Raw genomic sequence first — 11,501 nt, 5'->3', positions numbered from 1 at the left:
GAGACTGTTGCTGCGTGCTCCGTATTTCATTACCCCTCCAGACATGAAAAATGGACAGCAGAGAATATCGCCCGAATCAGAACAACTTCATGACAGGCCACCCGCGCGTGCCTGCCACTTGCAACAGCTTCGAGTCGGGATTGGTGGCGACCGGATGCGTGACGTAATCCAGCAGCGGCACGTCGTTGATCGAATCGCTGTAGAAGTAGGTGCGTTCGAAATCGGACGGCGCGTAGCCGAGTGACGCGAGCCACGCGGTCGTGCGCACGATCTTTCCTTCGCGGAAGCTCGGCACGCCCGTACTGCGCCCAGTGAATGCGCCGCCGGGCGTGCCGTCGTCGGTATCGAGCTCGATGCCGAGCAGGTGCTCTATGCCGAATTCCGCCGCGATCGGCTGCGTGACGAAGACGTTGGTCGCCGTCACGATGCAGCAGAGATCGCCGTTCTCGCGATGCCGGTCGACCAGCTCGCGCGCCTGCGGCGTGATCGCCGGACGGATCACTTCGTCCATGAATCGTGCATGCCAGCGTTCGAGCACCTTGCGCGGATAGCGGGAGAGCGGCGCGAGCGTCACGGCGAGATACGCGTCCATGTCGAGCGTGCCGGCCGCATAGTGACCGTAGTGCTCGTCGATCAGCGCCACGTGCGCGTCGTCTTCCCGCCAGCCCACTCGCGTGATGAAGCGGCTCCACGCCTGGTCGCTGTCGAGCGGCAACAGCGTGTGGTCGAGGTCGAACAGCGCGAGATTCTTGTACATGGGTGGTTCCTTGTGTTGCGTGTTCAGGCGCCGATGAGCTTCTCGATCGCGTCCTTCGCGTTCTTGCCGTCGATGGTCGTGACGCCGTCGAGCCATTTCGACAGCACGCCGGGGTTCTTCTTCGCCCATTCCTTCGCGACGGCGACCGGATCGGCGTGATTCATGATCGGCACCATCAACTGGTTCTCTTCGTCGGTCGTGAACTTCAGGTTGGTCAGCAGCCGGCCGACGTTCGGGCAGCGTTCGAGGTAGCCGGGCGTGACGAGCGTGTAGACCTTCGCGGAGCCGTAGTTCGGGCCGAACACGGTATCGCCGCCGTCGAGATAGGCGATCTTGTAGTTGATGTTCATCGGATGCGGCTCCCACGCGAGGAACACGATCATCCGGTGCTCCTGCACCGCGCGTGTCACTTGCACGAGCATCCCGGCCTCGCTCGATTCGACCAGCTTGAAGCCGCCGAGCCCGAACTCGTTCTTGTCGATCATCCGCTGGATCAGCGCGTTGCCGTTGTTGCCGGCGCCGATCCCGTAGATCTTGCCGTCGAGCTGGTCGCGGAACTTCGCGATATCGGCGAAGTTCTTGAGGCCCTTGTCGGACGCGTATTGCGGCACGGCCAGCGTGTAGCGCGCGCCGATCAGGTTGGGCTGCGGCAGCTGGTGGACGGCGCCGGCGTCGACGAACGGCTTGACCGTCGGCGTCATGCTCGGATCCCAGTAGCCGAGGAACGCGTCGATCTGCGCCTTCTTCACGCCGGCCAGCACGATCGGCGGCGACGCGATCGTCTTGGTCGCCTCGTAGCCGAGCCCGTCGAGCAGCATCATCGCGACGCCGGTGGTGGCGGCGATGTCGCTCCAGCCGACATCGCCGAGCGTCACCTTTTTGCAGACGTCGCCTTCCGACGCGTGAGCGGGCGCCGTCGCCAGTGCGGCCAGCAGTGTTGCGGCCAGCATCCATGCCTTCTTCATTATGTGGGTCTCCTAAGCAAGTGTTCCGGATCGTGTTGCCTGAATGGTCTGACGATTGATCGTGCTGATCGGATGAAACAAACGAACTTGGGTCTGGCTTTGTAGTTTTGCGTACCGTATATTAGAACGCACAAAATCGCAAGATCGCACAAAAATACAACTTGCCGGTTGCCGGGTTGGGCGACGGGCGGGCGAGGGCAGGAACAATCGGGAGACGGCCCAGGCGGGCCGTGCTTCATCAGGTAGACCAGGCAAAGCAAGGAGACCTCGCATGATCAGTCAGCTGGAAATCGTGTCCCGCCTGTTGCTGGCGGCATTGCTCGGCAGCATCGTCGGCATCGAGCGCGAGCGCCTGTCGTGGGCGGCCGGATTGCGCACGCACATGCTGGTGGCCGTGGGCGCCGCGCTCGTGATGGTCGTGTCGGCGTTCGGTTTCGCGGATATCCAGAATGCGAAGAACGTGTCGCTGGACCCGTCGCGCGTCGCCGCGCAGGTCGTGTCGGGCATCGGCTTCCTCGGCGCCGGCTCGATCATGCTGCGCGGCGAGATCATCCGCGGCCTGACGACCGCGGCGAGCCTGTGGGTCGTGGCGGCGGTCGGGTTGGCCGTGGGTGGCGGCATGTACGTGGCCGCGATCGCCGCGACGGCGATCGTGCTCGCGATCCTGGCCGGCCTGAAGCCGATCGAGAAGCGCTTCTTCGCGGTGCGGCAGCGCTGGGGCGTGCGGATTCTCGCGAGCCGCGGCGCGGTGAAGCTGACGTCGCTGCAGGCGATGCCCGGCATCGACCAGGCGCGCATCGTCCAGTTCATCATCGAGCAGGACGACGCCGCGCCGGACGACGACCGCATCCACGTGGTGTTTTCAAAGATGACGAGCAGCGAGGTCCAGGCGGTCCGTCAATCCCTGCAGACCCTCGTCGGCATCAAAAAGTTGGAGGAGAGCGCAGCCTAGTTCGCCATTCGAATAACATTGACGTTCATTCCGAGGACATTCCATGTGGCAAGAAGAGCGATACCAGAGGATCCGGCTTCTGTTATCGAAGATGCAGCGCGTTTCCACCGACCGGATCATGGCCGACCTGAACGTGTCGCGGGAAACCGTGCGGCGCGATCTCGTCGACCTCGAGGCGCTCGGTGAACTGAAGCGCGTACACGGCGGTGCGGTGCAGGTGGGCGACGAAGCGCCGATCGCCGAGCGTGCGCAGACGCACGTGAAGGCGAAGCTGGCGATCGCCCGCGCGGCGGCCCGGCTGGTCACGGGCTCGCAGACGCTGTTCATTGACGCGGGCACGACCACGACGCTGCTGGCCGAGGAACTGGCGAAGCTGTCGGGCCTCACGATCATCACGAACTCGATCGACGTCGCACTGAAGATGCGGTCGAGCGACCCGACGCACGCGAACAACGAAACGATCCTGCTCGGCGGGATGATCGGCAGCCGCGCGGCCGCGACCGTCGGCGACGGCACGGTCGCCGAAATTTTCCGCTATCGCGCCGATCTCGCGCTGCTGTCGCCGGTGGGCGTCGATGCCGTGCGTGGTGCGACCAACTACGACCGGATGGAAACCGAAGTGGCGCGCGCGATGGTCAGCAACGCGGCGGACGTCGCGATCCTGGCCGATTTCAGCAAGCTCGGCACGAACAGCCGGATCGGCTTCTGCGAGCCGGCGCGGATCGGTACGCTGGTGACGGACACGAAGGCGGAATCGGTCGACAGCTACAAGAGCCTCAAGAAAACCATCAAGCACATCGTGCTGGCGTAGCGCCATGCTGTGCGGGGCACGATCGGCTGCCGTTATGCCGCCCATGCGGCGCGCATTCTGTCGGCCGTTTTTTTAGCGGCGTAATATATCCGTCGATACAACGCAGGCACGCCTACCGGCGGGCCGTCATGGAGGCGGGCGATGGAGATGGCAGGGACGGCGGCGCCTTCGGCGCATCAGGCGGCGGCAGGCTCGATCGCGCTGACGGGCGCATTCGAGCGGCCGATGACGGTGACGCTCGACGACCTGCGCCGGCACGCGAGCGCGACGGCCGAGCCGTTCGACCTGCGCTGCTTCACGACGAACCGCTTCATCCGCTCGGTCGCGCCGTATCGCGGCGCGCGGTTGAAGGACCTGCTCGACGCGGCGGGCTTGCGCAACGACGCGCCGGGCGACTTCAAGCGCATGGTGTTCATCGCGCATGCGCACGACGGCTACGCGGTCACGTTTTCCTGGCATGAGCTGTTCAACACGCCCGTCGGCGAACACGTGATCGTCGCGTTCGAATGCGGCGATGCGCCGCTGTCGATCGACGACGGCGCGCCGCTGCTGTTCTCGGGCGCCGATCTCCTGCCCGCGCCGCGCCACGTGAAGCGGCTGGCCGGCATCGTCGCGCGCGTGCTCGAGCTCTGAACCGGCACGCGCCGCACCGGCCATCGTGTATGCTTGCCCGCATCGTTCAAACGGCGGGACAACATGAAGACACCGGCACACCCCAAGCCTGAGGTGCGGTTCAGGATGCGTATCCAGCAAGCCGACACGATCGCGCTCGGGCCGGGCAAGGTCGCGCTCCTCGAAGCCGTGCGCGAGCACGGTTCGATTTCGGCGGCGGCGCGCAGCCTGAAGATGTCGTACCGGCGTGCGTGGTTGCTGATGGACGAACTGAACCGCTCGCTGAAATCGCCGGCGACGGTATCCGAACATGGCGGGCAGAGCGGCGGCGGCAGCGTGCTCACGCCGGTCGGCGAGGAGATCATCCGCCTCTATCGCGGGATCGAGGCGCGTGCTTACGCGGCCTGTGCCGACGACATCGCCGCGCTCACGAAAATGGTACGGCGCTGAAGGGTGCGCTTACGCTGACAACGGGCTTTCACTGCTCCGCTGAACGGCCGCGTGCAACGCATGCGGCGAAGCGAGCCATGCCCTAGCCGTGTCGCAGGCAGAAGCGCGGCGTGTCGCCCGTGGCGGCATCCGGCGCGATGACGTCGCGCGCCTGCGCATCGAGCCGCCCGATCAGTTCGACGAAACTGGCGACGCTCGCCGTCCGCAACGGGTAGTACGCGATGTGGTGGCGTTCGCAGATGCGCTTGAGCAGGTTCATCGAATCGTGGTCGATACAGTCGACCGGGAACACGACCATCTGTGCGCCCGGTAGCGCCGCTGCCAGCAGGCCCTTGCGATCCTCGATGCCGCCGTCGTGCAGCGTCACCTCGCCGCCCGCCGTTTCGACGATCCGCCTGATCGCGCGGTTCGAGCCCGGACGCCCGCCGACATAGACCAGACGCGCACCCTGAAGGATCGACAGCGGATCGGCTGCGCGTTCGGCCGGATCGTCCGCCGACGCCTGCACCGCCTGTTCGATCGCGCTCGCCTCGGCGCGCAGCGTTTTCACCATCGCCATCAGGTCGTCGAGCCGCGCGCGCATCGCGCGGGCGCTCGCCTGTTCCGCGGCGATCCGCTGCTCGGCTGCCTCGCGGCGGCTCGTGTGCAGCGCGAGCCGTTCGTCGCGCGCGGCCAGCGCTTCGCGCAGTTCGTGCACTTCGTCGCGCAATACGCTTTCAGCCGCCAGCGGCTGTGCGTTCTGGCGCGCGGCGAGGGCGTCCCGTTCCTGCAGCGCCGCGTCGCGCTGCGCGCTCATTTCGTGCAGGCGCGCCTGCTGCCGTTCGATCTTCGCGTGCAGCGCCGCATTCTCTTCCTCCAGCGCGACCAGCCGCCGGATATCCGCGCGATTGGCCGAGCCGACCAGGTGCGACAGCATGTGCAGGTCGCCGAACGCGGCCTGGCGCACGCCCATCGTCGTGCGCGGATGCGTCATCAGCGCCCAGTAGGCGGGCGGAATGTCGCCACTCTTCAGCGCTTCCTTCCAGCGTGCGAGGAGTTCGTCCGCGTCCTTCGCGCTGTCGAACGCGCGGATCGCGCCGGCGTAGCGCTCGTCGAGCGCCTTGTGCAACGCCTTGGCGCCGGCGGTGCCGTCGATCGCGAGCTCGACGGCCGCGTGATGGATCTCGAGGTCGGTCGCGTGCTGGCGGTCGAGGTCGGCAAACTTCGGCACGAGCCTGCGCAGTTCGTGCGTGGTCAGGCAGGTGCCGATGATCGAGCAGTGCAGGTTCGCATCGAGCTCGGACAGGCGCGTGCGGCGCTTCAGTTCGGTCAGTTGCGCACGCGACGGCGCGCAGCATGCGTCGACCCGCACGCCGGTTGCCGCGGGCAAATTACCGCCGGGTGACGAGAGATCCGCCGTGCGGGCAAGGCGAAAGGGCGGAGCGTGCATGGTGACCTCTGTCCGGCGTGATCGAGCCGGAGACGGATGCGCGAAAGATTAGCGAAATATACCACGGAATATAACGCACGAAATTCCGGGGAAATCACGGAGCAAGGCCGCATGGCGCGGTCAGCAGAGCGCGATTGGATGGTCGGCGAGCGGCAGTGCGGCAGGGGCCGGGGCTGCGGCCTCGGGCGAAACGGGGAGCGATGCCGGCGCGTGACGCGCCATCACGTACTCGACGCACAGCCCGACGAACAGCACATCGACGCGCTCCAGCGCGGCGACCGCGTCGCGCATCGCGGCCGGGTCGTTGCTGAACGAATCGGAGAACACGTCGTCGCGCGTGCGTTCGAGGCGGCGTGCGTGGCCAATCACCCGTTCGAGTTCGGGCAGGCGCGTGAAGCGGGCGGCGCGGGCTTCGTCTTCGAGCGTCGACAGCAGTTCACGAAAACCCAGGGCGGACAGCGCATCGTCCGGCGCGTCGTCGGCGTGTGCGGCCGAGAACATCCGGATGAAGCGCACGACGCTGCCGCGCAGGCGCCGGAACGCGTCGACGACATCCGTGACCTGCTGCGCGCGCGCGTCGCTCGACAGCGGCCTGAGCGCGCTGATTTTGCGCGCGAGCGGCTGTTCCCGTGCGGTGCGCTGCGGGGCGCGGTCCGTCGGCGTGCGGGGCATGACGAGTCTCCGGAAGTGCAGGTATCGATATATTCTACGGAATATATCGAGTGCGCAGAAAAAGACGGCACCGTGGGTGAGGCACGGTGCCGTCAACGGCCTGGGCGGCCGACTGGTCAGTCGATGGGGCTTACGGCCGTTCCGAACGTGGCCGTGACGCGGACGGACATGCTGCCGGGCAGGAGGATCTTGCGCGTGGCCGGACACCTCCGGCCCAAGGACGTCGCGAACGCGCCTAATGCTGCCGCGTCACCGCCGCCGGCAGCCCGGCGGCCCTGGCACCTGCCGTTTCGTCGACGGTCGTCCGGCCACCGTCGTGAAAGAACGCCTGCTCGGCCGCATTGTTCATCACGAGGATGCTGATGCGGCGATTGGTCGGCTCGTCCGCCACGTTCTTGTCGAGCGGCAGGACATCCGCGAGCCCGCGCACCTGGAGCAGCTTGTCTTCCCGCAACCCGCCCGCGACCAGCGCACGCCGCGCCGCGTTCGCGCGATCGCTGGAGAGCTCCCAGTTCGAATAGCCGGTGGAACCATCGGGATACGGCGTCGAATCGGTGTGCCCCGCAATCGATACGCGGTTTTCGACATCGTCGAGCGCCGTACCGATCTGGCTGAGGATCGCGGTGGCATAGCTTTCGGGTTGCGAACTACCGGACGCGAACATCGGGCGCTTGAGCGAATCGACGATCTCGATGCGCAAACCCTCGTTGGTGATCGCGATCCGGATCTGGTCCTGGTACGCGCGCAGCGACGGGCTTTGAGCAATCGCCGCGGTCAGCTTGGCCTTCAGGCGTTCGAGCTTTTGCGTGTCGACGTTGCCGGCGAGTGCCGTGGGCGAACTGGCCGGCACCGGTTGCGCTTTCGAGTCGATCGCCGGCGCCGGGTCCGTCATGTCGCGGCCGCCACCCTGCACGACGCTCGGTCGCGGCGCCTGCCCATCCTTCCCGCCGGACAGGAGCGTCGACAGCGGCGTGTTGAAGTAGTCCTCGATCCCTTGCTTGTCGTACTTGGAGACCGAGCCGAGCAGCCACATCAGCAGGAAGAACGCCATCATCGCCGTGACGAAATCGGCGTACGCGATTTTCCATGCGCCGCCGTGGTGGGCGTCGTGGTCCTTGCCCTTCTTGCGACGCACGACGACGAGCGATGCCGCGACGGACTGTTTCGACGGGTTGGAGCGACTGTCGGCCATGGCGCCTCCGTTACGCGGCCTTGGGCGACTTCGTCGCGCGGACGGCCTCGTCGAGCTCCTTGAAGCTCGGGCGATCGGCCGTGAACAGCACCTTGCGGCCGAATTCCACCGCCACCGGCGGCGCGTAGCCGCTCATCGACGCGAGCAGCACGGCCTTCACGCACTGGAACGGCTTGGCCGCCGCGCGGCCCTTCGCGTTGAGCAGATCCGCGAGCGGACCGACGAAGCCGTACGCGAGCAGGATGCCGAGGAAGGTGCCGACGAGCGCGCCGGCGATCATCTTGCCGAGCACGGCGGGCGGCGCGCCGACCGAGCCCATCGTATGCACGACCCCCATCACCGCGGCGACGATGCCGAACGCCGGCAGGCCGTCCGCCATCTTCTGGATCGCATTGGCCGCGACCGACGCCTCCGCATGGTGCGTATGCAGTTCCTCGTCCATCAGGTCCTGCATCTCCAGCACGTTCACGTTGCCGCCCGACATCATCCGCAAGTAATCGACGATGAAGTCGAGCAGATGATGGTCTTCGAGCACGTGCGAATACTTCTGGAACAGCGGGCTTTGCTCGGGCGCATCGACGTCGGCCTCGAGCGCCATCATGCCGTCCCGGCGCGCCTTCTGCAGCAGCTCGTACAGCAGCGCGATCAGTTCGACGTACTGCTGTTTCGTATAGCCGCCGCCCTTGAAACAGGTCGGCAGGGTCTTGATCGTCTTCTTCAGCGTCGTGACCGGATTGCTGACGACGAACGCACCCAGCGCGGCGCCGAAAATGCACAGCAACTCGAAGGGTTGCAGCAAGGCCGGCAAATGGCCGCCCACGCCGACAAAACTGCCGATCACCGACCCGATGACGACGATCCACCCGATGGCTACAAACATGATTACCTCGTCCGCGACTTGCGCTGCTGCATCCGTTGTTCAAAAGCGAGCGGGGCGCCTGGATGCCCCGCTCCATGCCCGCGATGGCGCCGATTTGCTGCAGGACGGCGTCGATCGGCGGGTGTTGATGCAATAACGGCGATCGTCTGGACAACTGAACCCGTGATTCCACGGATCGCGCGTGATGCATGCGTTGCACACGTTTGCACCTGCCGTTCCGCGCGGTTTTCTTGATCGAAGTCAAAAAATGCGCGGCCATCGCGCGAATGCCCGGAGGGAAGCGAGCGGGAAACGGGGCGGGAGTGACGCAACCGACTTCCAAAAAGGGACGTCGCGGGATACCGGGGAGCGCGGCGCGCATCGCCGCACGAACGGTCGGGGCCGCAACCCGGCAGGGTTTTCATCAGGACATCAGGAGCGCCGCACGATCCATCATGGCGAAAGCGCTGTCGCCGCCAACCGCAGGAGGGCATACAGTGACGTCCGATCCCACTCCCCCGACCGCCTTCGTGTTTGCCGGCGGCGGCAGTCTTGGCGCGATCGAGGTCGGCATGCTCCGCGAACTGGTCGCGAGCGGCGAACGGCCCGGTTGCGTCATCGGCGCGTCGGCGGGCGCGATCAATGCCGCCTATTTCGCCGGCCGGCCGGACGCGGACGGCGTCGCGATGCTTGAAGCGCTGTGGTGCAGGATCCGCCGCCAGGACGTGATGCCGTTCTCGATGCGCAGCCTCATCGCGATGCTGCTGCGCAACCGGCCGCATCTGGTCGAGGCCGATGCGCTGCGCCTGCTGCTGGAAAGGAACCTGCCGTACCGACGGATCGAGCAAGCCGCGTTGCCGCTCCACATCGTCGCGACCGACGTGCTGAGCGGCCGCGAAGTCGTGCTGTCCGCCGGCCCGGTCGTGGATGCCGTGCAGGCCAGCGCGGCGATTCCCGGCGTGTTTCCGTCGGTCAGCATCGGCGGTGTGGAACTCGTCGACGGCGGCGTCGCGAACAATACGCCGATCTCCGTGGCGATCGCGCTCGGCGTCAAGCGAGTCGTCGTGCTGCCGGCCGGGTTCGCCTGCGCGTTGCGCGTCCCGCCACGCAGCCCGATCGCGCATGCGACGCACGCGCTGACGCTCGTGATCGCGCGGCAACTGGTGCGCGATCTGGAGCTGTACGGGGCACGCGCGCAAATCCATGTCGTGCCGCCGCTCTGTCCGCTGGAAGTGTCGTCATACGATTACTCGCAGTGCGCGCAACTGATCGACAAGGCCGCGGAACGCACGCGCGCGTGGATCGATGAAGGCGGGCTCGCGGCGTGCGCGATTCCTGGCCCGCTGCGCGAGCACGACCATGCGGCGGCGTTGTCGCATTGAGGGGGCTCGCGCGCCGTGCAAACGCATGATCGACGCACGTCGGTTGCCGGGCCGCTTCCCGGAAAGCCAAAAAAAAACGGCACCGTGCCACGAGACACGGTGCCGCCAACGGCCTGAACGGCCGCACTGGTCAGTCGATTGCGTGCATCGCGTGGCGCAGTTCCTGATAGCTGCGCAGCCCTGCCACGCCGAGTTCGCGACCGATGCCGCTGAGTCCGAACCCGCCCCAGCACACGTGCGGGTAGATGAGCTGCGGCGCATTGATCCACACGAGCCCCGCGCGCACGCGCTGCTGGAATTGTTTCGCGATGGCCGCATCGCGCGTCACGACGGTTGCGACGAGCCCGTAGCGCGTGTCGTTCGCGAGCGCGATCGCTTCGTCGTCGGTGCGGAACGATTTCACGCATGCGACGGGGCCGAACACTTCGTCGGTCCACAGCGGGTTGTCGGCGGCCGGCTCGGCGATCACGACAGGCGCCATGAAGAAGCCGTCGCCGCCGGCATCCGCCACGCGGCCGCTGAAGGCGACGCGTGCGCCCGCATCGATGCCTTGCTGGAGCATCGCTTCGACGCGCGTACGTTGCGCGGCCGAAATCAGCGGCCCCATCGCGACCTGTTCCGCAGCGGGCGGCGCGACGACGAGCGCGCGCACGGCAGTCTCGAACGCGGCCATGAAGCTGCGGTACACGCTGTCGTGCACGAGGATGCGCGCGGTGGCCGAGCACATCTGGCCCGCGTTCGTGAAGGCGCCCGCGACCGCGAGCGACACGGCGACGTCGAGATCGGCGTCGTCGCGCACGATCAGCGACGACTTGCCGCCGAGTTCGAGCGTCACGCGCTTCATGTCGACGGCGGCGGCCTGCATGACCTTGCGGCCGGCGGCCGTGCTGCCGGTAAACGAGATCTTGTCGATCAGCGGATGCGCGGTCAGCGCCGCGCCCACGTCGGCGCCGCCGTTGACGACGTTGACGACGCCGGCCGGCACGCCGGCTTCGGCGACGATGTCGAGCAGCGCGTGCTCGGTCGGCGACGTGAGTTCGGACGGCTTCAGCACGACCGCGCAGCCGGCCGCGAGCGCGGGCGCGAGCTTCCACGCGGTCGTGACCATCGGGAAGTTCCACGGCATGACGAGCGCCGCGACGCCGACGGAATCGTAGAAGCGTTCGGCGGTGACGGCGTCGCTCGGCAGCGCGACCGGTTCGGCCGCGAACAGCGCCGGGTCTTCGCACAGCTTCGCGTAGTACGCGAACGTCGCGGCGACGTCGCCGACATCGGCGTCGGCCTCGAACGGCGGCTTGCCGCTCACCTGCATCTGCAGCGCGGCAAGGCGATCGCGCGACGCTTCGACGCGCTCGGCGATCGTCGCGAGAATGCGGCCGCGTTCGGCGGGCGGCGTATCGCGCCAGCCGAACGCGGCCGG

At 66.8% G+C, this 11,501-nt stretch carries 12 protein-coding genes; 5 read left to right on the top strand and 7 right to left on the bottom strand.

Features of this window, described 5'->3' with window-relative positions:
* Positions 1-76: 76 nt before the first annotated feature.
* Complete coding sequence (locus G3N99_RS25240; protein ID WP_174939900.1) at positions 77-757, bottom strand: HAD family hydrolase; 681 nt, start codon at positions 755-757, stop codon at positions 77-79.
* Between the two features lie 23 nt (positions 758-780).
* Positions 781-1,722, bottom strand: a complete 942-nt coding sequence (locus G3N99_RS25235) for a choline ABC transporter substrate-binding protein (RefSeq protein ID WP_206123754.1) — start codon at positions 1,720-1,722, stop codon at positions 781-783.
* 271 nt (positions 1,723-1,993) lie between these two features.
* On the opposite strand from G3N99_RS25235, the gene G3N99_RS25230 reads away from it, so the two are divergent.
* The 4 genes from G3N99_RS25230 to G3N99_RS25215 all read left to right on the top strand — a co-directional run bounded on the left by G3N99_RS25230 (position 1,994) and on the right by G3N99_RS25215 (position 4,547).
* On the top strand, positions 1,994-2,674 hold the full coding sequence (locus tag G3N99_RS25230) for an MgtC/SapB family protein (protein ID WP_174937906.1): 681 nt from the start codon (positions 1,994-1,996) through the stop codon (positions 2,672-2,674).
* Between the two features lie 43 nt (positions 2,675-2,717).
* Positions 2,718-3,485, top strand: coding sequence for a DeoR/GlpR family DNA-binding transcription regulator (locus tag G3N99_RS25225; RefSeq protein ID WP_206123753.1), 768 nt, complete (start codon positions 2,718-2,720; stop codon positions 3,483-3,485).
* Positions 3,486-3,626: 141 nt separating this feature from the next.
* Positions 3,627-4,118 (top strand): molybdopterin-dependent oxidoreductase, encoded by a 492-nt coding sequence (locus G3N99_RS25220; protein WP_174937910.1) that lies wholly within the window; start codon positions 3,627-3,629, stop codon positions 4,116-4,118.
* 105 nt (positions 4,119-4,223) lie between these two features.
* On the top strand, positions 4,224-4,547 hold the full coding sequence (locus G3N99_RS25215) for a LysR family transcriptional regulator (RefSeq protein ID WP_034188511.1): 324 nt from the start codon (positions 4,224-4,226) through the stop codon (positions 4,545-4,547).
* An 82-nt stretch (positions 4,548-4,629) separates the two neighbouring features.
* On the opposite strand, the gene G3N99_RS25210 is transcribed toward G3N99_RS25215, so the two are convergent.
* The 4 genes from G3N99_RS25210 to motA form a co-directional block, all read right to left on the bottom strand.
* The gene (locus G3N99_RS25210; RefSeq protein WP_174939909.1) at positions 4,630-5,976 is read right to left on the bottom strand and encodes a DUF2325 domain-containing protein; all 1,347 of its coding nucleotides are present in this window, start codon (positions 5,974-5,976) and stop codon (positions 4,630-4,632) included.
* Between the two features lie 120 nt (positions 5,977-6,096).
* Positions 6,097-6,648 (bottom strand): hypothetical protein, encoded by a 552-nt coding sequence (locus G3N99_RS25205; RefSeq protein ID WP_206123752.1) that lies wholly within the window; start codon positions 6,646-6,648, stop codon positions 6,097-6,099.
* 235 nt (positions 6,649-6,883) lie between these two features.
* The gene (motB, locus tag G3N99_RS25200; protein WP_206123751.1) at positions 6,884-7,840 is read right to left on the bottom strand and encodes a flagellar motor protein MotB; all 957 of its coding nucleotides are present in this window, start codon (positions 7,838-7,840) and stop codon (positions 6,884-6,886) included.
* A 10-nt stretch (positions 7,841-7,850) separates the two neighbouring features.
* The gene (gene motA, locus G3N99_RS25195) at positions 7,851-8,720 is read right to left on the bottom strand and encodes a flagellar motor stator protein MotA (RefSeq protein WP_011356381.1); all 870 of its coding nucleotides are present in this window, start codon (positions 8,718-8,720) and stop codon (positions 7,851-7,853) included.
* 476 nt (positions 8,721-9,196) lie between these two features.
* On the opposite strand from motA, the gene G3N99_RS25190 reads away from it, so the two are divergent.
* Positions 9,197-10,081: a patatin-like phospholipase family protein gene (locus G3N99_RS25190; RefSeq protein WP_206123750.1), complete on the top strand. Its 885-nt coding sequence runs from the start codon at positions 9,197-9,199 to the stop codon at positions 10,079-10,081.
* 130 nt (positions 10,082-10,211) lie between these two features.
* Here the strand turns inward: G3N99_RS25190 and G3N99_RS25185 are convergent.
* On the bottom strand, positions 10,212-11,501 hold a 1,290-nt coding region (locus G3N99_RS25185; protein ID WP_206123749.1), incomplete at its 5' end, for an aldehyde dehydrogenase family protein.

It is taken from the genome of Burkholderia sp. Ac-20392, assembly GCF_017104585.1.
GTDB lineage: Bacteria > Pseudomonadota > Gammaproteobacteria > Burkholderiales > Burkholderiaceae > Burkholderia > Burkholderia lata.
The sequence above is the reverse complement of the archived record's forward strand: the minus strand, read 5'-3'. Positions and strand labels throughout refer to the sequence as shown.